Source organism: Shewanella halifaxensis HAW-EB4, assembly GCF_000019185.1.
In the GTDB taxonomy this organism is placed as follows: domain Bacteria; phylum Pseudomonadota; class Gammaproteobacteria; order Enterobacterales; family Shewanellaceae; genus Shewanella; species Shewanella halifaxensis.
On record NC_010334.1, the window covers coordinates 1 to 25625 of the forward strand.

The window sequence follows — 25625 nt, forward strand, 5'->3', positions numbered from 1 at the left end:
AAATATATTTAAAGGATAGCGATCAGCGTGATCTCACTATAGAATAGGCCTCTTTTGTATGATTTTTGGGGATAACTACAGTGGCGGTTTCACTTTGGCAACAATGTATCGCAAGGCTGCAAGATGAGCTCTCTGCTCAGCAATTCAGTATGTGGATAAGACCGTTACAAGTAGAAATGGAAGGCGATACTCTCGTCATCTATGCGCCTAACCGTTTTGTGTTGGATTGGGTTAGGGATAAATACCTAAATATCATCAACCAATTTTTTACTGAACAAATGGGTAGCGATGCGCCAAATTTGCGTTTCGATATTGGTAGTCGTCCATCGGCTAGGCCTATTGTTCAGGCTACTGCAGCAATAAGAACTAGCAGACCAGTTAGTAGAGAAGTTGTTAAGCCTTCTTTTAATACTCCACATGCTGACCCTATTGCTAATGCTAATCACCGTAGCAATATTAATCCCACTTATCAGTTTGACAACTTCGTCGAAGGTAAATCAAATCAGTTGGGTAAGGCCGCTGCTATGCAGGTGGCTGAAAATCCAGGCGGTGCCTATAACCCACTCTTCCTTTATGGTGGCACTGGTTTAGGTAAGACTCACCTTTTGCATGCTGTTGGCAATGGTATTATTAAGAATAATCCTAATGCCAAAGTGGTTTATATGCATTCTGAGCGCTTTGTGCAGGATATGGTTAAGGCATTGCAAAATAACGCGATTGAAGAGTTTAAGCGTTATTATCGCAGTGTTGATGCACTATTTATCGATGATATTCAATTTTTTGCCAATAAAGACAGATCGCAAGAAGAGTTTTTTCATACCTTTAATGCACTATTAGAGGGGAATCATCAGATCATCTTAACTTCAGACAAGTATCCAAAAGAGATCGATGGTGTTGAGGATCGTCTTAAGTCTCGCTTTGGCTGGGGACTAACGGTAGCTATTGAGCCGCCAGAGTTAGAAACTCGTGTGGCGATCTTGATGCGTAAGGCACAAGAGAGCGGTATTAACTTACCTGATGAAGTGGCTTTCTTTATTGCTAAGCGTTTACGTTCAAACGTACGTGAGCTAGAAGGCGCATTGAACCGAGTTATTGCTAACGCCAACTTTACCGGTCGTCCTATCACTATCGATTTTGTTCGGGAAGCATTGCGCGATCTGCTTGCTCTACAAGAGAAGCTAGTCACTATCGATAATATCCAAAAGACGGTAGCGGAATACTACAAGATTAAGATGGCTGATATGTTGTCTAAGCGTCGTTCACGCAGTGTCGCCAGACCTAGGCAGGTGGCTATGGCGTTATCAAAAGAATTAACTAACCAGAGTTTGCCAGAAATTGGTGATGCATTTGGTGGTCGTGACCATACAACTGTTTTACACGCATGTCGTAAAATTGCGCAGTTGCGTGAAGAAAGTCATGACATTAAAGAAGATTATGCTAACTTGATAAGAACCTTATCTTCTTAATATCTGGGATATTGAACCAATGAAATTTTCAATTGATAGGGACGCCTTATTAAAACCGCTTCAACTAGTTAGTGGCGCGGTTGAAAGACGTCATAACTTGCCCATCTTGGCCAATTTACTCGTTGAAGTAAGTGGTCACTCACTTAAGATGACTGGTACCGATTTAGAAGTTGAGTTAGTCGGTGAGGTTCAGCTCGAAGGTGAGGTTGTTGAAGGTCGTACTACGGTCCCAGCGAAGAAGTTTTTGGATATCGTTAAGTCTCTACCTGATCAGGTTGAGCTTAAGATAGAGCAGCAAGAAAATCGTTTACTGTTACGTTCAGGCCGCAGTCGCTTTACCTTGGCTACATTGCCAGCTGAGGAGTATCCAAATGTCGATGCCTTTGAGGCTGAGATTGAGTTTACTCTGAAGCAGGGTACGATGAAGTCGTTGATCGACGCGACGCAATTCTCTATGGCTAACCAAGACGTACGTTATTACCTCAATGGTTTACTGCTTGAGACCGAAGGTAACGTATTGCGTGCCATTGCCACCGATGGGCATCGCTTGGCGCTAAGCCACCGTATGATCGAAGCCTCTCTACCAGAGAAGCAGGTGATTGTACCGCGTAAAGGCGTATTAGAGCTGATGCGCTCGTTTGAAGCTGACGATTTAGACGTCACTATTGCGATTGGCGATAATGCTATTAGAGCGACAACGGCGACGGCGGTATTTACCAGTAAGTTGGTTGATGGTCGCTTCCCAGATTATCGTCGTGTATTACCAAAAGGTGGCGACAAAATTGTTATAGCAAGCCGTCTGCAGCTAAAACAGGCATTATTGCGTGCTTCTATCCTGTCGAATGAGAAGTTCCGTGGTGTGCGGGTACAGCTGGAAAACAACCTTATTAAGATCACCGCTAATAACCCTGAACAGGAAGAGGCTGAAGAGATCTTAGATGTTGAATATGAGAATACACCGCTAGAGATTGGTTTTAACGTCAGTTATCTGCTTGATGTATTAAATAACCTGCCTTCAGACGATGTACGTATTACTTTGATAGATGGCAACTCAAGTGCGCTTATCGATAATCACATAGAGCAAGATTCTATGTATGTTGTAATGCCAATGAGGTTGTAGATATTTTCTTTAGCAAATATCTTATTCTTACCAATTAAAAGACTGATTAATCAGTCTTTTTTTGTTTCTAATGTTTAGCGTTTTTCTTGTCTTATTTTGGATTGAATCCGGGCTTTGATGTGGTCAATGGATATGCTAATCTATTTGGCTATTTTTCGTTTTAGCCTGCGTATTTATACTGTAGGTTGGAGCTACTTTTGGGTGTGAATTGAGTACTAAATGAGCCTGACGCGTCTTCATATCGAAACATTTCGAAATATCAGTTTGGCTCAGTTGGATCCCGGTGATGGTTTAAACCTCATATATGGTCAAAATGGTAGTGGCAAGACGAGTATTCTTGAGGCTATTTATTTTTTGGGTATGGGGCGTTCATTTAGAAGTCACCTGTCTCAACGAGTGATCCAACATAATGATGACAAATTAACCCTGTTTGCCAATTTAAGTGTCTGCGAGCAGGAAAGCAAAATCGGTTTGCGTCGTTTTAGAAATGGCGAGACTGAGGTCAAGATTAATGGCGATAACATAAAACGTTTATCGACTTTAGCTGAAACATTACCTATCCAGGTGATTACTCCTGAGAGTTTTTCACTGCTGTTTGAAGGCCCAAAGTCGAGGCGTCAGTTTATCGATTGGGGCGCATTTCATAGTGACAAAAGTTTTCATTTGGCATGGGCTAACGTAAGGCGAATTTTAAAGCAAAGAAATCAGCTACTTAAAAACCAAGTTTCCTACAGTCAGATACAATATTGGGATAAGGAACTAGTACGCTATTCTGAGCAGGTTACAGAGATACGTAAACAATATGTAGACTCGTTAAATGAACAACTTAAGGGTATAATCGGAGAGTTTTTACCTCTGGTTGAAGTTAAGGTTTCTTTTACCCGAGGCTGGGATAGTAAAACAGATTTTGGGCAGCTACTCGAGACGCAATATCTTCGAGATGTGGCGGCGGGTAATACCGGCAGTGGCCCCCATAAGGCTGATTTACGATTACGTGTTGGCGTCTTGCCTGTTCAAGATGCTTTATCCCGAGGACAATTGAAATTGTTAGTCTGTGCGCTGCGTATTGCACAGGGAAAGTTGTTAAAACAACAAACAGATAAAAATAGTATTTATCTGGTGGATGATCTTCCATCAGAATTAGATGCACAGCATAGAAAACTATTGTTGCAGCAATTAATGGATACCGGCGCGCAAGTTTTTGTCACCGCTATCGAGCCTGCAGCAATAGTCGATTCGTTAGCCACACCACCAAGTAAGATGTTCCATGTGGAACAGGGGTGTGTAACGGTAATTGATAAACCGACGAGAGAATAATATGTCAGAGAATAGTTACGATTCTTCGAGCATCAAGGTTCTAAAGGGCCTTGATGCGGTACGTAAGAGACCAGGAATGTACATCGGTGACACCGATGATGGTACAGGTCTACATCACATGGTATTCGAAGTGGTCGATAACTCTATCGATGAAGCGTTAGCGGGCCACTGTAACGACGTCATAATTACCATTCATGCCGATGGTTCTGTATCGGTTCGAGATGACGGCCGTGGTATTCCGGTATCGATCCATGAAGAGGAAGGTATCTCTGCTGCTGAAGTTATTATGACGGTACTTCACGCTGGTGGTAAATTCGATGATAACTCTTATAAAGTATCGGGTGGTTTGCACGGTGTGGGCGTGTCAGTTGTAAACGCACTATCTTCAAAATTGCAGATGACTATTCGTCGTGACGGCAAGGTATATGAGCAGTTTTATACTCACGGTGTACCTGATGCTCCGATTGCACCTATTGGTGAAGCGACTAAGACTGGTACTGAAATCCGTTTTTGGCCAAGTACAGAAACCTTTACTGATGTCTTATTCCATTTTGATATTCTAGCTAAGCGTGTTCGTGAACTGTCATTTTTGAACTCAGGTGTTGGTATTCGTCTTGTTGACGAGCGTGATAACCGTGATGAGTTTTTCAAATACGAAGGCGGTATCAGTGCATTTGTTGACTACTTAAACGTTAACAAAACACCGGTAAACAAAGAAGTATTCCACTTCTGCCAAGAGCGTGAAGACGGTATTACCGTTGAAGTCGCTATGCAGTGGAACGACGGTTTCCAAGAAAACATTTTCTGTTTTACCAACAACATTCCACAGCGCGATGGTGGTACTCACTTAGCGGGCTTCCGTGGTGCGTTGACACGTAACCTAAATAACTACATGGAACGTGAAGGGTATAACAAGAAAGGTAAGACTGCTGCAACGGGTGACGATGCTCGTGAAGGTTTAACGGCTGTTATCTCTGTTAAAGTACCTGATCCTAAGTTCAGCTCTCAGACTAAAGACAAGCTTGTTTCAAGTGAAGTTAAGTCGGCAGTAGAACAAACAATGGGTGAGCAGTTAGGTGATTACCTAATGGAGCATCCAAATGAAGCTAAGATGATCGTTGGTAAGATTATCGACGCTGCGCGTGCTCGTGAAGCGGCGCGTAAAGCCCGTGAAATGACTCGTCGTAAAGGCGCATTAGATTTAGGTGGTTTGCCAGGTAAACTTGCTGACTGCCAAGAGAAGGACCCTGGTCTTTCTGAAATTTACATAGTGGAGGGTGATTCTGCGGGCGGTAGTGCTAAGCAGGGTCGTAACCGTAAGAACCAAGCGATTCTGCCACTTAAAGGTAAGATTCTAAACGTAGAAAAAGCCCGTTTTGACAAGATGCTATCTTCTCAAGAAGTGGCAACACTGATCACCGCACTAGGTTGTGGTATTGGTCGTGATGAATATAACCCAGATAAGACGCGTTACCATAACATCGTCATCATGACCGATGCTGACGTCGACGGCTCGCACATTCGTACACTGCTGTTGACCTTCTTCTTCCGTCAAATGCCAGAGCTGATTGAACGTGGTTATGTTTATATTGCACAGCCACCTTTGTACAAAGTTAAAAAGGGTAAGCAAGAGCAGTATCTGAAAGATGATCCTGCATTGACTGAGTACCTAACGACTCAAGCACTAGATAATGCCAATATCTATCCGTCTCAAGGTGCACCAGGCATGTCTGGTCAGCCACTAGAGCGTTTAGTTAATCAATATCGTGAAGTTGAATCTGTCATTGCTCGTCTAGAGCAGCGTTACCCAACTAACATCACTGATCTAATGCTATATCACCCTGCAATCACTAATGAGATGTTGAGTGATGAAGCGCAAATTAAAGCTTGGACTGATGTGTTTGTCGCTGACTTAATTGACAAAGAGTCTGGTGGTATCTTATATAGTGCTGAGCCAGTACTCGATCCTGAGCGTCAGGTTTACTTACCAAAGATTACTATCCGTAAGCATGGTATCGATACACACTACATGTTCTCGTATGACTTCTTCCAGTCTACCGATTACCAGCGCATCGTTAAGATGGGTGCAGAAATCAATGGTATGGTTGAAGCGAGTGGTTACGTGCAACGTGGTGAGCGTACTAAGGATGTAACAAGCTTTGTTGAAGCTCTTGATTGGTTGATGAACGAATCTAAACGTGGTTTATACATTCAGCGTTATAAGGGATTGGGTGAGATGAACCCTGAGCAGTTGTGGGAAACGACAATGGATCCTGAATCTCGTCGCATGTTGCAAGTGACTATTGAAGACGCGATTGGTGCAGATCAACTGTTTACCTGTTTGATGGGTGATCAAGTAGAACCTCGTCGTGATTTCATTGAAGCCAATGCTCTGAATGTGGCGAACCTCGACGTTTAAGTTTATTATAGGTAAACTTAGAAATTGAGTGAAATCGGTGCTATATGCACCGATTTTTTTTAATAATTCTGGCGTGGTTATAAGTAAATTGTTTAGTAAAGCCCTGAGAAAACTGTTTAATATCAGAGAACAAGTCGTCATTGAAAGACCAAAGAGCTTCAGTGGTTCGATGGATCAGTTTCAAGCTAAGCAGAGTCATGCAGCACCTATAACTCAGAATCAACCACCGCTACAAAGCAATGATCCCGTCATCGCAATCGATCTATCGGCTCTGTTTTATAGTCTATTATTTCCGAGTACTCAGCTTAATGGTACGGCAAATGAGCTGGAGAAGAGTGTATTTCGACGAGTAGAAGCGGCTTTGACATCTCCTAAGGCAATTGCTGAAAGGGTGTTGAAGCTACCGACCCAAGTCGCGGCTTTAGATCAGCAACTCGCAGATGAAAACAGCGATACTAAAGCACTGTTAGCCTTAATAGAGAGAGATCCCGTATTGAGTGTTGAAGTGCTAAAGCTATGTAATTCACCCCTTTTTAAACGCAGCGATAAAGAGGTGACCAGCTTACAACAGGCATTGGTACAGCTTGGTCGGGAACAGATGCGACGCTTTGTTACTACCGCGATGATGCGTAAAGTCATTGAAGTAAAACCCATCTATTTCCGTCGTTTTGGTAGTCAAATCTGGCGTCACTCAATGCAGGTAGCTTACCTTTCGAGTGAGCTTACTCAAGATGACCCTGATAGTGCCTTTCTGCTGGGCTTATTGCATGATGTAGGTAAGATTGCGATTTTTAAACTGTTATTAGAGGCATTTAAACAAGCGGAGCCCGGTGAGCAGCCCTGTTCTAGTTTGTTCAGGCAGGTGATGACCACAAAGTCTTTGAGTTTAAGTGCGTTACTGGCTCGCTACTGGGAGTTACCATCACTATTTGAAGCAGAGCTTAGTCGTTTAGCTATCATTGACTCTAAGCCTGCTGGTGGACTTGCTGAAGTCGTTTGGCGAGCAAACCTTATCAGTGAATGCTCTATGTTGTTTGAGGCGGGTAAGTTACAGACTCAACAACTCGATAGACTGTTATTTGATGCGGCCATAGACCGTGAAACCTTTGAACAACTGCATCAGAAGCTCATACTGTTTTAGGCTGTAAAGTCACTCAAACAAAAACGCGCCAATCGGCGCGTTTTTTATATCTGGTTTACTACAAATATTATTGCAGTAGCGAGATATCTGCCGCATGTAGGAACTGCTCACGTAGGCTAGAAAGTAGCGCTAGGCGGTTGTTCTTAAGTGCTTCATCATCTGCCATAACCATCACATCTTCGAAGAAGGTATCAACGCTTTCACGAAGGCTAGCAAGCAGTGCTAGGGCTTCTTGATAGTTAGCTGCTGCAAATAGTGGTGCTAGCTGTGGCTGAAGCTCAGCAAGTTTAGCAGCAAGCGCCTTTTCAGCTTCTTCAACGAGTAGCTTATCGTCGATTGCAGCTGGAAGCTCACCTTCAACTTTAGCCAAGATGTTTGATACACGCTTATTAGCTGCAGCTAGTGCTGAGGCTTGTTCAAGCGTTCTGAAGTGAGCAACGGCTTTAATGCGGCTTTCAAAGTCTGCTGGAGCCGTTGGACGACGAGCGAGTACTGCTAGAATAACGTCTACACTCACACCTTGATCTTGGTACCAGGCACGGAAACGGCCCATGAAGAACTCAAGTACTTGCTCAGCAACGTTTTCGTTAGTGAGATTCTCACCGTGTAGCTCTTGTGCTTTAGCAATTAAATCAACAAGATCTAGTGGTAAGTTGTTCTCTAAACAGATACGTAGTACACCAATTGCTGCGCGGCGTAGTGCAAATGGATCCGCAGCACCTTTAGGCGCTTGGCCAATACCAAAAATACCCACTAACGTGTCGAGCTTTTCAGCTAGTGCTACACAGATAGAGATAGGTGCAGTTGGCACGGTATCGCCTGAGAACTTAGGCTTGTATTGCTCCGCTAAGGCTACAGCAACCGCTTCAGTTTCACCATTTAGGCGTGCGTAATGCATACCCATGGTGCCTTGAAGATCGGTAAACTCCATGACCATATTAGTCATCAAGTCAGACTTAGATAGCAGACCCGCGCGCGCAGCTTCTTCGCTATTAGCGTTGATGCTGGTGGCGATATAACCCGCTAAAGCAGAGATACGTTCAACACGCTGCTTGATGGTGCCAAGTTGCTTTTGGAATACCACGGTCTCTAAGCTGGCAAGACGTGCCTCAAGAGATTCTTTCTTGTCTGTTTCGAAGAAGAACTCAGCATCGGCAAGGCGTGGGCGAACCACTTTCTCGTTACCAGAAATAATCTGCTGTGGATCTTTCGACTCGATGTTAGTCACGAAGATAAAGTTAGGTAGTAACTGGCCGGCATTATCAAATACAGGGAAGTACTTTTGGTCACCTTTCATGGTGTAAACCAAAGCTTCTGCTGGTACATCTAAGAATTTCTCTTCGAAGCTGGCTGTCAGTACTACTGGCCATTCAACTAGAGAAGTCACTTCTTCAAGCAGGTCATCTTCAAGATCGGCTACGCCGCCAATTTTAGCTGCAGCCGCTTCAGCATCAGTTTTAATGATGGCTTTACGAGCTTGGTAATCCGCTAATACTTTACCTTTTTCTTTTAGTGCTACAAGGTAGTTATCTGCGTGATCTAGCTCGAAGCTAGACTCACCCATAAAGCGGTGGCCACGAATAACGCGATCAGATTTAATGCCTAGTAGCTCGCCTTCAACCACTTCGCTACCCAGTAGCATAGTGACAGTGTGAACCGGGCGGATAAATTGAGTCGTGTTGCTACCCCAGCGCATTGGCTTAGGGATAGGTAACTTATCTAAAGAGCGCTGCGCCATATCGGCAATCAGGCTCTTAGTTTCAACACCGACAACGCGTGCTTGGTGTAGTAACCATTCGCCTTTGTCAGTCTTTAAGCGTTCAGCTTGCTCGACGGAAATCCCGTTACCACGAGCCCAGCCTTGAGCAGCTTTAGTTGGGTTGCCATCGGCATCAAAAGCTTGCGCTATAGCAGGTCCGCGCTTTTCAACCACTTTATCTGCTTGCGCAAGTGCTAGCTGGTTAATACAAATCGCTAAACGGCGTGGAGACGCGTGCCATACGGCAGAGTCGAAGCTGAGCTCTGCTTTGGTTAGCTCTTCGGTAAAGTTGGCAAGAAAAGATTCGGCCAGTTTACGCAGTGACTTTGGTGGTAACTCTTCAGTGCCTACTTCAATCAGTAAGTTTTCAAAATTCATTGGTTATTCCTCTACTTACACATTGGGAAGCCAAGAGCTTCACGGGCTTGATAGTAAGCCTCGGCAACGCCTTTAGCCATGGTACGAACGCGTAAGATATAACGCTGGCGCTCAGTAACAGAGATAGCGTGACGAGCATCAAGCAGGTTAAATGCATGAGAGGCTTTCATTACTTGCTCATAAGCAGGCAGTGGAAGTGGCTTTTCAAGAGCCAATAAGCGCTGGCAAGCTTGCTCGCAGTCATCGAACATCTTGAATTGAACATCAACATCAGCATGTTCAAAGTTATAAGTTGATTGTTCAACTTCATTTTGATGGAAGATGTCACCGTACATGACTTTGCCCAATGGGCCGTCAGTCCATACAAGATCGTAAACACTGTCTACTTCTTGGATGTACATGGCTAGACGCTCAAGGCCGTAAGTAATTTCACCGGTAACCGGTTTACACTCTAGACCACCTACTTGCTGGAAGTAAGTAAACTGAGAGACTTCCATACCGTTTAGCCAAATTTCCCAGCCTAGACCCCAAGCACCAAGAGTTGGTGATTCCCAGTTGTCTTCTACGAAGCGTACATCATGCACATTCATATCGACGCCTAAGGCTTCGAGTGAGCCTAGGTAGAGTTCTTGCATGTTGCTTGGCGATGGCTTCAGTACGACCTGGAACTGGTAGTAGTGTTGCAGACGGTTAGGGTTTTCACCATAACGGCCATCAGTAGGACGGCGACTAGGCTGAACATAGGCACTGCTCATTGGCTCTGGGCCTAGTGAGCGTAAGAATGTCATAGGGTGGAATGTACCCGCACCTACTTCCATGTCCAATGGTTGAACGATTGCGCAACCTTGCTGCGCCCAGTATTCCTGTAGGGTCATAATGAAGCCCTGGAATGTTTTTACGTCGTGTTTCGTCGTCATATCCGCTTGTCTACTGCCTGGAAGCCTTAATAGAAAATGGTTTCGATTATACCTTGTAGAATAAGGCTTATGTAGGTTATTTTTTATCTGGTAGGTTAAAAATTTAGGAATTAGGGCTATGGAAGTAACGCGTTGCGACTGGGTTGGGGCGGATCCCATCTATCAAGAGTACCATGATAAGCTATGGGGAAAGCCTGTGTTTGATAGTCTAGAGCTGTTTGAAAAGCTTTGTTTAGACGGTCAACAAGCGGGATTATCTTGGATTACCATTCTCAAGAAACAGCAGAACTATGAAGCCGCATTTGCTAATTTTGACCCTAAAATTATTGTGACTTTTGACGATGAAAAGATAGAAGAGTTGATGCTCAATCCAGGAATCGTACGTAATCGATTAAAGATAAACTCGATCATCAAAAACGCTAGGGCGTACCTTGAGTTTATTGAGCAGGGTAATGATTTTTCAGCATTTTTATGGGAGTTTGTCGGCGGGGAACCTAAGCTTAATCACTTCACTTCTATGAGTGAGTTACCCGCGCAAACTCCAGAGTCAGAGGCTATGTCTAAGGCGTTAAAAAAACTAGGGTTCAACTTTGTCGGCCCAACGATTTGCTACGCTTTTATGCAGGCCGTGGGTATGGTGAATGATCACACCACAGACTGTTTTTGTTATCAAAAATAACACGCATATTCTAGGAGTTTAAGGTTGGGTCATTACAAGTTGTGATGGATCTTCTGAATGCAAATAGATAGCTTTGAACTCAACTTCACCCGCTGCATTATCTGAGGTATTTACAAAGCTGATATTGCTATCAAATTCAGATACCAACATTCTGTTTTCCTCCGAAAGTTCATTGGTGGTGAGTGATAGGGCGCAGATTTGACCTGAGCAGATAAGTTGCTGATCGTATATGGCCATGTCCTTAAGTTGTAATAACTGCTGACTTAGTTTGTCCTGCCTTTTTATGGCTATCTCACTACTTGTATGCAGACTAGAAGCTTGCTCAATAAAGTCAGTCATGCCGATTGTTAGCACATCAGTAATAGCGACCCCATTGACCGTACCTTGATTACTTATAAAGAAGCTATTTATCGATGTCTCATCTATGAGGTTAGCGTATTTACTCTTGGGGTTCTCTGCTTGTTGTGGAGTTATCTGGTGCTCTTGCGTTGTTGTCGTTTCTTCAGGTTTTTTGGCCTTGGCATAGGTTGCCGAAGATTTTTCATTCTCTAGGGGTAATATCTTTTCAGCCGTATCTTCTATGGTTTGAGTTATGGGATCTGGTGAGTTTAAAAATAGCAGGCTGGCTGATACTGATAGTGTGATACTAACTATGACTAAAGCAATTACTCTAGATGCGTTCATATTTGATTTCCCTAATTGTGCAAAGAGTTCCATTCTCTAAGTATCAGCATAAAGTATTAGCTAAAGTAGATAAAGGTGTTTTTGTAAAAAAGGATGTTCCACGTGGAACATCCTTTTTTATATAGAGGACTTCATTAACAATGAAGTTCTCTTTTTTGACTTTTTTAAATCAAAAAATAATTTTCATGCAATATTAAAACCTGACGCTGAGTTACTCAGATTTTAAATTTAAAAATGAATTTATTTTTCGAAAAAGAATGCTTCTCTCTGCTTACCCTTATTTTTAGATCCACCATTTAGCTGGTCCATGGTTTCCGCATTAAACAACTTTCCGTTCACCATGGTGTAGCTGACACGATCGGTGACGCGAATATCTTCAAGCGGATTACCATCGATAACAATCAGGTCGGCTAATTTCCCCTGTTTGATAGACCCAATTTGATGATCCATTGCAAAGTGCTTAGCAGGATTGATGGTTGCCGTTTTCAACACTTCAAGGTTGCTCATACCACCTTGAGCAAACATCCACATCTCCCAATGAGCGGCTAAACCTTCACGCTGACCATGAGCACCAATATTCGCTTTGATGCCAACTTCATTTAATTCGTTGGCGACACGTGCCACATTGAAGTGATTGTAATGTTCATCGGGCGCAGTAGGGCGGCGCATCGAGCGAGCATCCAAAATATCAGATGGTACATACATAGAAAGACGAGGATGAGCCCAAACATCTGTCTTATCGTACCAATAGTTTTCACCTGAAATACCACCGTAGGCGACAACGAGTGTTGGTGTATAACCTACATCGGTTTGTCCCCAGAACTGTTTTATATCGCTATAAACATTGGCTGCTGGTAGTGAGTGCTCTATGCCAGTATGACCATCGGCGATCATGGTTAGGTTATGTTGCAGCAAGCTACCACCTTCAGGAACGACCATCATTTCTAGTTCACGAGCGGCTGCGATAACTTGCTGGCGTTGGTTACGACGTGGCTGGTTATAACTCTTTACGCTGAAAGCTCCGACTTTCTTTAGACGCTCTAAGTGGAACTTGGCATCATCTAATGAATCTATATGCGAAGTGTAACCCGGAGCATTTGCACCATACAAAATGGTACCCGTTGAGAAGATCCGTGGACCTGCAATATTACCCGCTTTCTGTTGCTCTGATGCCGCGAAGATCTCTGTAGTGTCATTCGATGGGTCATGAATCGCAGTGACACCCAATGACAGGTTAGAGTAGAGCTCCCAGTTTTGCTGTGGAATGATCTCGTTCTCACCTTGAGCGCCATGAGCGTGGGCATCGAATAAGCCTGGCATCAGTGTTTTGCCCTTAATGTCGATCACCTTAGCGTCATCTGGAATTTCGATATCAGCAGCGGAACCCACGCTGACAATATGGTTGTCTTTGACGATAACCGTACCATTTTTTATGACCTCATCATTTTCCATGGTGATGATATTGCCACCAACAAATGCAACTGTTCCACGTGGAACATCCGCTTTTTGGCTAAAGCCAAGATCGGTGATGATTGGCTTGGCTTTATCGTCTTCTGCTTGTTCCTTATATTGAGTATCTACATTAACTTGATAAAGCTCTGGACCAAGGGTCCAGTAAAGTTGATTGCTATTGGTGTTCCAACTGATGCTTTCACCAGCACGAACACTTAGCTGCTCAACAGGCAGATTACTTGCTTTAGGCCCGATTTGAATGGTTTCACCGTGTTTAGCAAAGGGAGTCACGAACACTTTAAAGCGTTCGGCAAAAGCCAGCTGCTTACCATCAGGAGAAACCCTAAATTCGGTTGCATGCTTGCTGGTGTAGTGCACGCGCTTCTCGAAACCGTTCAGGCCAATAGAAGCGAGTTGTGGTGTTTCACCGCTCTCCATAAAGTAGACACGGTCGTTATCGGCACCAAATTGTGGCTGGTAACCCGCTGCGGTAATCTTAGTATTTTTGTCACCATCGATATCAACTTGATAGAGTCCGGTTTCTTGAGACCAAGTTCGTGGAGTGATGTAGCCGCCTTTGGCTTTGCGGTAAACCACGGTTTCGCCGTCAGGTGAGAAGGTCGGTTCGACATACTTTCCTGGCTCGTTAGTGAGTGCCTTTACTCGCTTATTGCGCACGGTCGCTAAGCTAACAGTACCTTGCTCTTGGTCATCCCAAGTGGTGAAAACGATGCGTTTACCATCGCGTGACCATTGTGGGAATAGCTCTCGTAGATCGCTATCGAGTTTGGTCAAGCGTGACATTTTGCCATCGGGCAGACTCTTAACCCAGATTTTACCTAATGCCTCAAAAGCCACTTTTTTGCCGTCAGGTGACACTTGTGCCATACGCAGCATCTTCACATCGAAGACATCTTTATCGAGATCTTGTGTAAAGCGTACCGCGGGTTGAACGGCGCGTTCTGACTTTACAGTAAAGGGAATTTGCGCTACAGATTTTGATTCAACATCCAGCTTATTGATTTTACCGTTAGCCCAGAACAGGATTTCTTCGTTATCGGCGGTCCAGCTCATGGTTGGGTAGACGCCGTGAATAGCCCAAGTTTCTTGCATATCTCGGTCTAAGTCGCCATAGAGTTTTTCAGTTTCACCGGACTTGAGGTCGAGAAGATATAGTGAAGACTGAAAACCATCACGCTTGATGTAAGCAAGTTTTTTACCATCAGGGCTAGGGGTCGGTCGAATAGCACCACCAGTGCCTTGGATCAAGACTTCGATATCACCCGTTTGAGTATCATAACGTTTAATCTTATAGATGCCTTTTACCGAGTCTTTTGAGTAGTGGAAAGTCTTACCCGGCGTCGCATCTTGGCTAAAGTAGATGTAGCGCCCATCTGGAGAGTAAGCGGGCTCACCTAAGTCTTTCTGTTCGTTAGGGCGCTCTGTCAGCTTAACCCCATCACCGCCGGCAACGTGGTACATCCATACTTCACCGGCGCCTAAGCTGCGGCTGCCGGTAAAGTGTTTACGCGCCACTAGGTATTGGCCATCAGGACTCCACGCTGGGCTGTTCAATAGGCGGAATGTTTCATTGGTTACTGGGCGCGGGTTACTACCGTCGGCTTGCATAATCCAGATATTATCGCCGCCATCTTCATCAGATGTGAAGGCGATGTATTTGCCATCGGGGCTGTAAACGGGCTGCATCTGCCATGCGATACCTTCGGCCAGTGGCTTGGCTTCGCCACCATCAATTGGCATTTGATAAATATCACCGAGTAGATCAAACACCACATGTTTGCCATTTGGGCTAACACTGACGTTCATCCATGTACCTTCACTTACATCAATCTTTATCTGTTCTAACGGTGCTTTTGCTGGCGCGTTAACTTGCCAGGCTTGCTTATCTTCTTCGGCAATTGTTGGAGTACTGAAGCTAAGGGCAATAGCTGCATATAGGGGGGTAAACTTATTGTTTAACATGCTAATCCTATTATTTTAGTTTTCGTTTTAAAGGAGTGACTTAAGATGTATCTTCTTAATTGTTAGTGGTAGCGCTTAATTGAATATTAAATCGTGCAACAGTTATCGCACAATTTTATTAACAGTAAAATAGAAAATCTGTTTCAATTAGTAAAGCGGAATTAAGCCGGAAGAATATTGCAGAGGGGGGGAATAGCCGAGTTGTGGTAGGAAGTCTTTAGCCTTATACCAATCAGTATAAGAAGTTGATCTACTCAGAACGTTTTTGGCAAACTAATTCAAGGCGAATAACTGAAAGAATGGTTGCTCCCTTGTGAAGTTGTTCAACGCAGAAGTAGGCAGCCAAAAACGCTCCAGAATGGCGAGTTTTAGCGGCTCTGATACTGTGTTAACGAGCTTAAACGTAGAATAACTATGCTCTTCACTCGTTGCCTTGTCTCAGTGCCGCTAAACTCTCGCTGAGTGACCAAATCTTTATACTGATTGGTATTAAGCAACCAATAAAAGGTTTGTGGCTCTGGTTCAGTGTTTTGATTAGTGAGGGGCGTTTTTTTGAGGAGTCTTTTGAGCTTAGTGTATGAGAAGCTTTAACCGGTTAAGCTAACATAATCATTGAGCTGGATATGAGCACTTTGGTTAATGTGGCGATTGCTAGGGCGCCCAAAGATATCCTCTTCGACGCCTCTGGCTTGAGTGACCTCGGCTTGTGCTACCGAGATCATCGCGGCGCGTTTCTCAGCCTTAAATGCGATACCGATTAATTTGGCCATGATAATTCCCTTTATCTAGTTCACCAACTAATGACTACAGACCTTTCTTTATAAGGTACTGGTATGGCGTTGACTCTGTTTGACTGGCGATTAATGTGTGATCCATAAACTCACAAAAGCTTGGAATATCACGAGTCGTTGCTGGGTCATCAGCAATAATCAATAGGGTTTCACCGTCGTTCATGCGTCTTACTGACTTACGCACCATCATTACTGGCTCTGGGCAGCGTAGTCCTAAAGCGTCGAGTTGATGTTGTGCAGCGCTAAATTGGTCGTTCATATTACCTCGGCAGAACGATTAAACAGAAGTGGCTAATATTACTCCAGCGTCATAGTTTATCCAAGCCGCTAGCCATAATTTGTGAGCCTAAGATCATTTACTCTTTACAGTGTTCCACGTGGAACATTACAAAGGGTGGTGCAGCTTTATGCCGTCAAAGGGGCGAAGTTAGCTTTTAGTAATTGCTTGATATCCTCAGGGGCTAAGGCTATATCTAGTCCTCGGCGTCCACCGCTGACATACATCTGCTCTAGCTGAGAGGCGGATGCATCGATAACGGTTAGCAGCAGTCGCTTTTGCCCTAAAGGACTGACACCGCCGAGCACATAGCCTGAGCTGCGTTGCACCTCAGCGGCTTCTGCCATCACTGCCTTTTTGGCTTTCGCCGCCTTGGCGATAGCCTTCATGCTGAGCTTTTCGGCAACGGGAATAATCGCTACGGCAAGCTGCTTAGCGTCTAATTTAACCACTAAGGTTTTAAAGACTAATTCTGGTGCAACGCCAATCTTTTCGGCAGCTTCTAAGCCATAAGCTTGGCAAGCTGGATCATGGTGATATTCGTGAACTTGGTGGGCGATTTTGTGTTTAACGAGCAGGTCGATAGCGGGGGTCATTTGGTTACCTGGTTTACATGAGATTACGCTGTTTTCAATTATAGTGATTTTTCCATAACCAGCACGTTAATTCCGTGATTAACCACTTGTTCTATCGGTTGCCATCCTAGGTCGCGATACAAGCCACCAGACAAATATTCGGTCTGTAAGTTGATGCTGCCAACGCCCAATATTTTGGCCTTATCTATAATGGCACTGATTAAGGCTTGGGCGACACCCTTGCCTCTATGCTTAGAATTAACATAAACACCACCGAGCCAATATTCTCGTTCTGGGTAGATATCCATCTCGTGATAACGAAGTTGGGCTGCAGCAATCACCTCATTGCCGTCTTGGGCTAAGATGATCAATGGCAGTTTGTCGCGGTTAAGGTAATCTCTAAGTTTGAGTTCTAGTTCTTTAGTACTACGACCCTCACCAATATAACCCCATTGATCGCTATACCACTTTGCGACTTGTGGCAGGGCTGGTTGATTATCAGCAAGTAATACAAATTTCATAGAGGATCCAATAAGAAATTTTCAGATAACTTCAGATTAATGCAGTTGTCGGTAATAGGCTAGATGGTTTAGATATTGAGTTATTAATGCTTTCTATTTTGGAAAATTAGGCCGATTCTGAAAACAAAAAAGCCAGCTTGCGCTGGCTTTTGTTTACTCGGGAGCGAATGCTTATGGACGCTCGAAGATAGTTGCAATACCTTGGCCTAGACCAATACACATGGTCGCAAGACCATACTTAGCATCTTTAGCTTCCATCAGGTTGATAAGCGTGGTTGAGATACGCGTACCCGAGCAACCTAGTGGATGACCCAGTGCAATCGCACCACCGTTAAGGTTGACCTTCTCATCGACTACATCCATCAAGCCTAAGTCTTTTACACAGGGTAGAGACTGCGCGGCAAAAGCTTCGTTAAGCTCGATAACGTCTAGGTCATCAACGGTGAGGCCTGCACGCTTAAGGGCTTTTTGAGTGGCGGGTACTGGGCCGTAACCCATAATAGCGGCATCACAACCTGCAATCGCCATAGAACGAATACGTGCGCGAATTGGTAGGCCTAGCGCTTTGGCTTTCTCTTCTTCCATCACTAGCATGGCTGAAGCGCCATCAGAAAGTGCAGATGAGGTACCCGCTGTCACCGTGCCGTTGGCTGGGTCAAAAGCTGGGCGTAAACCTGATAGTGACTCCATCGATGTTTCAGGGCGGATCACTTCATCATGGTCTACTCTAATCAGGGCGCCATCGGCATCGTGACCTTCAATAGCCACAATCTCGTTAGCGAAACGGCCTTCAACCGTTGCAGCATGAGCGCGTTGATGTGAACGTACGGCAAAAGCGTCTTGTTGCTCACGGGTAATGCCGTGCATCTTACCTAGCATCTCTGCGGTCAGACCCATCATGGCAGAGCCCTTCGCTACGTTGTTGGCAAGACCTGGGTGAAAGTCGACGCCATGGTTCATTGGTACATGACCCATATGTTCAACACCACCTACGATAAAGGTATCGCCTTGGCCTGTCATAATGGCGCGCGCTGCTTGATGCAGTGCATCCATCGATGAACCACATAAACGGTTTACGGTAACAGCACCGACTTGTTTTGGAATGCCAGCGAGTAGGGCGGCGTTGCGGGCAATATTAAAGCCTTGCTCAAGGGTTTGCTGCACACAACCCCACATCACATCTTCAATGGTGTTTGGGTCAAGCTTTGGGTTGCGCTCAAGTAGTGACTTCATTAGTTCTGCAGAGAGGGTTTCTGCACGCACATTTCTAAATACTCCAGCCTTTGAGCGGCCCATTGGAGTACGAATGCAATCTACGATAACGGCATTTTTCATTGTTCTAATCCTTCCTGCTTAAGCCTGCTGGTAGTAGCTGCCATTGTTGGCGGCAAGTTCACGCATAGTGTCGGTTACTTGGTATAGACCACCTAAGTGTGCGTATTTGTCTGCTAGTGCAACAAAGTTAGCGACACCTATGGTATCTAGGTAACGGAATACACCGCCTCTAAATGGTGGGAAGCCAAGGCCGTAAACTAAGCCCATATCCGCTTCAGCAGGCGAAGCGATAATTCCTTCTTCAAGGCAGCGAACTGTCTCGATAATCATAGGGATCATAGTGCGAGCGATGATCTCATCTGATTCAAATGCTTTTTGCTCACCAAACTCAGCTTGCAGTAATTCATAGCTGGTTGGATCTAAATCTTTCTTTGGCTTGCCGCGATGGTCAACCGAATACTGATAGAAACCTTTATTGTTTTTCTGGCCGAAGCGCTCGGCTTCGAACATAACATCGATAGCATCTTTACCTGACTTACCCATGCGGTCAGGGAAGCCTTCAGCCATAACTGCTTGTGCATGATGACCAGTATCTAGGCCTACAACATCAAGAAGGTAAGCAGGGCCCATTGGCCAACCAAATTGCTTCTCCATCACTTTATCGATAGCGGCAAAATCAGCACCATCGGCAAGTAGGCCACTAAAGCCGGCAAAGTACGGGAAGAGTACTCGGTTTACAAAGAAGCCTGGGCAGTCATTAACCACTATAGGCGTCTTGCCCATTTTGCTGGCGTAAGCCACTACTGAGGCAACCGTTTCGTCAGAGCTGTTTTCACCACGAATGACTTCGACTAGCGGCATCTTGTGTACCGGGTTGAAGAAGTGCATACCACAGAAGCGCTCAGGCTTTTTAAGGCTCTTGGCTAGTAGGTTAATTGATATAGTCGATGTGTTTGAAGTGATAATGGCATCTTCACTGACATGCTCTTCAACCTCTGCCAGCACCATAGATTTTACTTTTGGATGCTCGACAACCGCTTCAACGATGATATCAGTATCTTTTACTGGAGCGTAATCGAGTGCTGGAGTGATGTTATTCAGCACCGTAGCCATCTTGGCTGGTGTTGAGCGTCCGCGTTTAACTTGTGCAGTTAATAGCTTAGCGGCTTCACCTAAACCTAAATCGAGTGCGGGTTGGGCAATATCTTTCATCACAATCGGCGTGCCCTTGCTGGCACTTTGATATGCGATACCGCCGCCCATGATGCCGGCGCCGAGTACCGCTGCCGAGTTTACCTTCTTAGCCAGCTTGCCTGCTTTCTTGGCTTTGCCTTTTACGAGCTGGTCATTAAGGAAGATACCAATCAGTGCCTGTGCGACTTCTGTCTTGGCAAGCTTTATAAATGCTTGATGTTCTATTTGTAGTGCTTCAGCGCGGCCGCACTGCGCGGCTTGCTCGATAACGCTAATCACAGCCATTGGTGCTGGGTAGTGTTTACCTGCAATCTTAAAGACCATACCTTTTGCGGTTGCGAAAGACATCATGGCTTCGAGTTTTGGTAGCGTAAGCGGTGCCAGCTTCTTAGCGCGGCGGGTCTGCCAATCAAGTTTTTCTGCCATGGCGTCTTTGAGCATTCTTAATGCCGCGGGTCTAAGTTGCTCTGGAGCAACAACTGCATCGATGGCACCAACTTTAAGTGCGGCGTCTGGACGCTGGTCTTTGCCTGATGTGATCCACTCAAGTGCGTTGTCGGCACCAATTACACGAGGTAGGCGCACGGTACCACCAAAGCCCGGGATAATACCTAGCTTAGTTTCTGGTAGGCCAATACGGGCTGTGGTGTCTGCTATACGGAAGTCGGTAGCTAGAATGGTTTCGCAACCGGCACCCAGCGCAAAGCCATTAATTGCAGAAAGAGTTGGGAAGGGCAGATCTTCTAATTTGTTGAATACAACGTTGGCTTGCTCTAGCCAAGACTGTAAGACTGCATCCTCTTCGGCGAACAATCCTAGGAATTCTGTGATATCGGCACCAACGATGAAAGCGTCTTTCGCTGAACTTAGCATTAGAGCCTTGATGCTAGTGTCTTGTTTGATGCTGTCGAGTGCAGCATTTAACGAGTCGATGGTTTCCCTGTCGAACTTATTAACCGAACCTTGTGCCTTGAAGCACAAATGCGCGATGTTGTCTTCGAGTAACTCAACCTCAATTGTAGGGCTTTGGTAGATCATTGCTTGCTTCCTTATAGCTTAAGTTCACGCTTCAGATCATTAATGATTTTATTATCTGAATGTGACTTTCTTTGTCACGGCAGCCTAGGTCATCATTTGACCAGTTACCGCCCAGTGTGCGACTAATCACAAAAAAATACAACACCCAATTTAAACGGTCGTTTGGTTTTTTCTGTTTGTGAAATTATAACTATTAAAAATCAGTATTTTATTTATAGGTGATTCGATTTTTGATTCAAGAATTGCCTGCTAGAGCTTAGCCGTAAAAGCGAATAACGTGTTTGCCGAAAAATTAATTGGCTATGTGATAGACTGAGTCAGTGTCGATAAATTGGCTAAATAATAACAATAGGGTAACCCTCATGGAACAGTTAGCGCGCCTCTATCATGACCATCTTCGAGTGCTAAATCAGCGTGTCTGCGAAATTCTCTCTCGTGAAAACTTATCGGGGCTCGTTATCCATTCCGGTCAGCCCCATAGACAGTTTTTAGATGATTTGGATTATCCATTTAAGGTGAACCCCCACTTTAAGGCTTGGTTACCCGTTATCGATAACCCTAACTCTTGGTTGGTGGTGAACGGCACTGACAAACCACTGTTAATTTTTTATCGCCCAGTCGACTTTTGGCATAAGGTGGCCGATGAACCTAACGAGTTTTGGGCTGAGCATGTTGATATTAAGTTTCTTACCAAGGCGGATAAAGTCGCTGAATATCTTCCCGCAGATATTGATGAGTGGGCTTATATTGGTGAGCATTTAGATGTTGCCGATGTGTTGGGCTTTGCTCGGAGAAATCCTGATTCGGTATTGAGCTACCTTAATTATCACCGCGCAACAAAAACCGAGTATGAGTTGGCTTGTATGCGTAAAGCTAACGAAATAGCGGTGACCGGGCATCAAGCGGCAAAAACGGCTTTTTATAATGGTGCTAGTGAGTTTGAGATCTTGCAGGTTTATCTGTCGGCTATTTCACAAGGTGAGAATCAAGTGCCTTATAGCAGCATCGTCGCACTCAACGAAAACTCAGCTATTTTGCATTACACCGCACTTGAACATACCGCGCCTGCACAGCGTCGCTCGTTTTTAATCGATGCCGGTGCTAACTTTAATGGCTACGCCTCTGATATTACCCGCAGCTATGCCTTCGAAAAGAATATTTTCGATGATTTGATTACTGCAATCGACAATATGCAGTTACAGATCATTAATCTGATGCAGCCCGGTGTGAGCTATGCGCAATTGCACGTTGAAACTCATTATAAGTTAGCGCAGATCTTGTTGGATTTTGATATTGTCAGCGGCGATGTTCAGGGACTGGTCGAGCAGGGCATCACGAGTGTGTTTTTCCCCCATGGATTAGGCCATATGTTGGGCATACAGGTTCACGATATGGGCGGTTTCCTTGGTGATGATAAGGGAGCGCATATTGCGGTGCCAGAGGCACATCCATTCTTGCGTTGTACCCGAGAGTTAGATGTTAATCAGGTTCTGACGATTGAGCCTGGCGTTTATATTATTGATTCGCTGTTAAATGAACTGAAACAGGACAAGCGCCAATCACAAATAAACTGGAATACAGTAGAGGTGTTACGCCCGTTTGGCGGTATTCGTATTGAAGATAACGTGATTGTTCATCGCGATCGTATCGAGAATATGACGCGTAATTGGGGTCTTAACCGTTAGTCTTAAGCCATATTACGGACAATCGTTGATGATAAAAGGTCTAAAGGTAATCAGTTGAGAGAAATATTTTGAGTGAGAGTTATCTCATCCCTGCAGCAGAGTTACTGATTGAAGAAGAGATAAAGCATAGTCGCTTTATCTCTTTTCTATTTCACTGCCAGTCCAGCGAAGAGCTTAAGTGTGTACTTACTAACTTGAAGGTTGAGTACCCTGGAGCTAACCATTATTGTTACGCGTTTGTCGCTGGAGCACCAAATGACAGCATTAATATTGGTTCTAGTGATGACGGTGAACCTTCAGGGAGTGCGGGGCGACCAATGTTAGCCGCTTTACAAGGGGCGAATATTGGCGAAATCGGTGCCGTTGTGATCCGTTATTTTGGTGGTACCAAGTTGGGTGTTGGTGGATTGGTTAGGGCATATAGCTCTGGCATTAAACAAGCTATTCCTCAAATTGAGACGCAGTTAAAGCAGATCCGTTATCCCGGAAAATTGCTGTGTGAATATCATCAGCTTAAGGATGTTGAGCATATTTTTGCTCAGTTTGATGTGTTGATTGAAGATAAGCAGTTTAGCGACAAAATTGTGATTCAGTTTGCGATCCCCAAGATCTTTAAGGAGCCGTTGAATCTTGATTTGGCGACCATGAGTAAGGGACAGTTAAAGGCGCTATTTGACGATTAGTTTTACAATAAATGATTTTTTATAATCGAGTAGCAGGATTATTCAAGCTTGCGAATCGGTTGTGAACTTTTTTTAATAAGTATGCGAGAATGCGCTTGAGTAAGGCGCTAGCGATGGATACCAATGCAATATCGAACAATTATAAGAATTACTGGCCTATTGATGGGGCTGTTTTCTTTATCTTTACTTCCTCCAGCTCTTGTTGCTGTTATCTATAAAGATGGCGGCGGCATGGCATTTATTCAGGCTTTTGTATTGTGCCTGATTTTGGGCTTTACACTCTGGTATCCCAACCGCTCGCATCGAAAAGATCTGCGAACCCGAGAAGGTTTCTTGCTGGTCGTTATGTTTTGGGTCGTGCTGGGCTCCATCGGTGCCGTACCGTTTATCTTCTCTGGCCAGCCCTCTCTTAGTTTAACCGACAGTTTTTTTGAGTCTTTTTCAGCGCTGACGACGACGGGTGCGACAGTGATTGTTGGCCTAGATAGCCTGCCAAAAGCGATCCTATTTTATCGCCACCTGTTGCAGTGGCTAGGTGGCATGGGGATCATTGTATTAGCCGTGGCTATTTTGCCTGTACTCGGTGTCGGGGGAATGCAGCTTTATCGCGCCGAAATGCCGGGGCCAGTTAAAGACAGCAAGATGACGCCGAGAATTGCCGAAACCGCTAAGGCGCTGTGGTATATCTACTTAGCGTTAACGGTCGCCTGCGCCGTTGCCTATTGGCTGGCAGGAATGGATGTTTTCGACGCTATCTGTCACTCATTCTCGACCATTGCCATCGGTGGCTTCTCTACCCACGACGCGAGTATGGGTTACTTTAATAGCCCAACAATCAATTTGATCTGCGTCGTGTTCCTGTTGATTGCCGCGCTGAACTTTAGCCTACACTTTGCCGCATTCTCACGCCGTGGTATTAACTTACGAGTCTACTTTAAAGACGCCGAATTTAAGGTACTAATTGCGATTCAGCTGGTACTAACGGCCATCTGTTTTGTCACACTTTATGGCTCCGGCATTTATGACTCGGCAGAAGAAACCTTCGACTATGCACTGTTTCAGGCGGTTTCTATCTCTACCACTGCAGGTTTTGGTACCGAGAGCTTCCACGCTTGGCCATTGTTCCTGCCGATATTGTTAATCTTCTCTAGTTTTATTGGTGGTAGTGGTGGCTCTACTGCTGGTGGTATTAAAGTTATTCGGGTGATTTTACTCTTGCTTCAAGGTTCGCGTGAGCTTAAGCGTTTAGTTCATCCACGCGGCATGTTCTCAATTAGAATTAGTGGTAATGCACTGCCTGATAGAGTCATCGATGCGGTGTGGGGCTTCTTCTCGGCTTACGCCTTAGTCTTTGTGGTATGTATGCTTATTCTGATGGCGTTAGGAATGGACGCCATTACCGCATTTAGTGCTACTGCGGCCTGTTTGAATAACCTCGGTCCAGGTCTTGGAGAGGTTGCAAGTAACTATGCGAGTATCGGCGATGGCGAAAAATGGGTGCTATTGTTTGCCATGCTATTTGGCCGTTTAGAGGTATTCACCTTGCTGATCTTATTTACCCCCACATTTTGGAAGAACTAAATCGGGAGAGTTCGTACCGTTATTAAGGGCTAAGCTGGCGTTAATTTTCAGCGAGTATAGTGAGCTGAATACAGACCTTTGACCCTAGCTTAAATTAAGATTTTGAATCTAGTTTGAATCGGAAAATAGTAGGAAATTAATGAACAACACACTAATTATTTACTCGACAGTTGATGGCCAAACTAAAGCGATTTGTGAGCAGATCAAGAAGATTAACCAAGCGCAGAATGCCAAGGTTACGTTAGCCTCACTCGATGAGGCTGAGTCTTTAGGATTAGCACAATTTGATAAGATCTTAATTGCTGCTAGCATTCGTTACGGTAAGCATAGACCTGAGCTGTACCAGTTTATTAACCGTCATCACGCGGTACTGGATGCCAAGCAAAATGCATTTTTTACCGTGAATGTGGTTGCTCGCAAGCCTGAGAAAAATACCCCAGAAACTAACCCCTATATGAAGAAGTTTTTGCAGTTATCGCTATGGCAGCCACAGCAGTTAGCCGTATTTGCGGGTAAGATTGATTACCCTAAATATCGCTTGTTCGATAAGGTGATGATCCGCTTTATTATGTGGATGACCAAGGGCCCAACCGATACTCGCGGAACCTTTGAGTTCACCGACTGGAACAAGGTCGATGAGTTTGCCCACGCATTTGCGGAGCGTTAAATCTGCAATAGTTTACGAACAAA

General features: G+C 44.7%; 20 protein-coding genes. 10 read left to right on the forward strand and 10 right to left on the reverse strand.

The window, feature by feature from the left end:
- The first annotated feature begins 80 nt into the window (after positions 1 to 80).
- The 5 genes from dnaA to SHAL_RS00025 all read left to right on the forward strand — a co-directional run bounded on the left by dnaA (position 81) and on the right by SHAL_RS00025 (position 7463).
- Complete coding sequence (dnaA, locus tag SHAL_RS00005) at positions 81 to 1466, forward strand: chromosomal replication initiator protein DnaA (protein ID WP_012275135.1); 1386 nt, start codon at positions 81 to 83, stop codon at positions 1464 to 1466.
- 19 nt (positions 1467 to 1485) lie between these two features.
- A complete protein-coding gene (gene dnaN / locus SHAL_RS00010) occupies positions 1486 to 2586 on the forward strand; it encodes a DNA polymerase III subunit beta (protein WP_012275136.1) in 1101 nt (366 codons plus the stop codon).
- 219 nt (positions 2587 to 2805) lie between these two features.
- Positions 2806 to 3903 (forward strand): DNA replication/repair protein RecF, encoded by a 1098-nt coding sequence (gene recF, locus SHAL_RS00015; RefSeq protein ID WP_012275137.1) that lies wholly within the window; start codon positions 2806 to 2808, stop codon positions 3901 to 3903.
- A 1-nt stretch (position 3904) separates the two neighbouring features.
- Positions 3905 to 6322, forward strand: a complete 2418-nt coding sequence (gene gyrB, locus SHAL_RS00020; RefSeq protein WP_041415777.1) for a DNA topoisomerase (ATP-hydrolyzing) subunit B — start codon at positions 3905 to 3907, stop codon at positions 6320 to 6322.
- A gap of 88 nt (positions 6323 to 6410) precedes the next feature.
- Positions 6411 to 7463: an HDOD domain-containing protein gene (locus SHAL_RS00025; RefSeq protein ID WP_041416181.1), complete on the forward strand. Its 1053-nt coding sequence runs from the start codon at positions 6411 to 6413 to the stop codon at positions 7461 to 7463.
- Positions 7464 to 7530: 67 nt separating this feature from the next.
- On the opposite strand, the gene glyS is transcribed toward SHAL_RS00025, so the two are convergent.
- Positions 7531 to 9600 carry a glycine--tRNA ligase subunit beta gene (gene glyS / locus SHAL_RS00030; RefSeq protein ID WP_012275140.1) on the reverse strand — a complete coding sequence of 690 codons (2070 nt, stop codon included), beginning with the start codon at positions 9598 to 9600 and terminating at the stop codon, positions 7531 to 7533.
- An 11-nt stretch (positions 9601 to 9611) separates the two neighbouring features.
- On the reverse strand, positions 9612 to 10517 hold the full coding sequence (gene glyQ, locus SHAL_RS00035; protein ID WP_012275141.1) for a glycine--tRNA ligase subunit alpha: 906 nt from the start codon (positions 10515 to 10517) through the stop codon (positions 9612 to 9614).
- Between the two features lie 118 nt (positions 10518 to 10635).
- Here glyQ and SHAL_RS00040 point away from each other — a divergent pair, with 118 nt between their 5' ends.
- Positions 10636 to 11196: a DNA-3-methyladenine glycosylase I gene (locus SHAL_RS00040; protein ID WP_012275142.1), complete on the forward strand. Its 561-nt coding sequence runs from the start codon at positions 10636 to 10638 to the stop codon at positions 11194 to 11196.
- Between the two features lie 18 nt (positions 11197 to 11214).
- Here the strand turns inward: SHAL_RS00040 and SHAL_RS00045 are convergent, their stop codons facing one another.
- From SHAL_RS00045 to fadB, 8 genes are all read right to left on the reverse strand, one after another.
- On the reverse strand, positions 11215 to 11880 hold the full coding sequence (locus SHAL_RS00045) for a hypothetical protein (protein ID WP_012275143.1): 666 nt from the start codon (positions 11878 to 11880) through the stop codon (positions 11215 to 11217).
- Positions 11881 to 12120: 240 nt separating this feature from the next.
- Positions 12121 to 15315: an amidohydrolase family protein gene (locus SHAL_RS00050; RefSeq protein WP_012275144.1), complete on the reverse strand. Its 3195-nt coding sequence runs from the start codon at positions 15313 to 15315 to the stop codon at positions 12121 to 12123.
- 587 nt (positions 15316 to 15902) lie between these two features.
- The gene (locus SHAL_RS23170) at positions 15903 to 16085 is read right to left on the reverse strand and encodes a hypothetical protein (RefSeq protein ID WP_012275145.1); all 183 of its coding nucleotides are present in this window, start codon (positions 16083 to 16085) and stop codon (positions 15903 to 15905) included.
- A 34-nt stretch (positions 16086 to 16119) separates the two neighbouring features.
- Positions 16120 to 16365 carry a sulfurtransferase TusA gene (gene tusA / locus SHAL_RS00060; protein ID WP_012275146.1) on the reverse strand — a complete coding sequence of 82 codons (246 nt, stop codon included), beginning with the start codon at positions 16363 to 16365 and terminating at the stop codon, positions 16120 to 16122.
- A 146-nt stretch (positions 16366 to 16511) separates the two neighbouring features.
- Positions 16512 to 16979: a Cys-tRNA(Pro) deacylase gene (gene ybaK / locus SHAL_RS00065; protein ID WP_012275147.1), complete on the reverse strand. Its 468-nt coding sequence runs from the start codon at positions 16977 to 16979 to the stop codon at positions 16512 to 16514.
- A gap of 38 nt (positions 16980 to 17017) precedes the next feature.
- Positions 17018 to 17479 (reverse strand): GNAT family N-acetyltransferase, encoded by a 462-nt coding sequence (locus SHAL_RS00070; protein WP_012275148.1) that lies wholly within the window; start codon positions 17477 to 17479, stop codon positions 17018 to 17020.
- 171 nt (positions 17480 to 17650) lie between these two features.
- Positions 17651 to 18814: an acetyl-CoA C-acyltransferase FadA gene (gene fadA, locus SHAL_RS00075; protein WP_012275149.1), complete on the reverse strand. Its 1164-nt coding sequence runs from the start codon at positions 18812 to 18814 to the stop codon at positions 17651 to 17653.
- An 18-nt stretch (positions 18815 to 18832) separates the two neighbouring features.
- Positions 18833 to 20986 carry a fatty acid oxidation complex subunit alpha FadB gene (fadB, locus tag SHAL_RS00080; protein ID WP_012275150.1) on the reverse strand — a complete coding sequence of 718 codons (2154 nt, stop codon included), beginning with the start codon at positions 20984 to 20986 and terminating at the stop codon, positions 18833 to 18835.
- 362 nt (positions 20987 to 21348) lie between these two features.
- Here fadB and pepQ point away from each other — a divergent pair, with 362 nt between their 5' ends.
- The 4 genes from pepQ (at position 21349) to hemG (ending at position 25602) form a co-directional block, all read left to right on the forward strand.
- The gene (gene pepQ / locus SHAL_RS00085) at positions 21349 to 22671 is read left to right on the forward strand and encodes a Xaa-Pro dipeptidase (RefSeq protein WP_012275151.1); all 1323 of its coding nucleotides are present in this window, start codon (positions 21349 to 21351) and stop codon (positions 22669 to 22671) included.
- Between the two features lie 68 nt (positions 22672 to 22739).
- On the forward strand, positions 22740 to 23354 hold the full coding sequence (locus SHAL_RS00090; RefSeq protein WP_012275152.1) for a YigZ family protein: 615 nt from the start codon (positions 22740 to 22742) through the stop codon (positions 23352 to 23354).
- Between the two features lie 123 nt (positions 23355 to 23477).
- Positions 23478 to 24935, forward strand: coding sequence for a TrkH family potassium uptake protein (locus SHAL_RS00095; RefSeq protein ID WP_012275153.1), 1458 nt, complete (start codon positions 23478 to 23480; stop codon positions 24933 to 24935).
- Positions 24936 to 25074: 139 nt separating this feature from the next.
- Positions 25075 to 25602, forward strand: a complete 528-nt coding sequence (hemG, locus tag SHAL_RS00100; RefSeq protein WP_012275154.1) for a menaquinone-dependent protoporphyrinogen IX dehydrogenase — start codon at positions 25075 to 25077, stop codon at positions 25600 to 25602.
- The last annotated feature ends 23 nt before the right edge of the window (positions 25603 to 25625 follow it).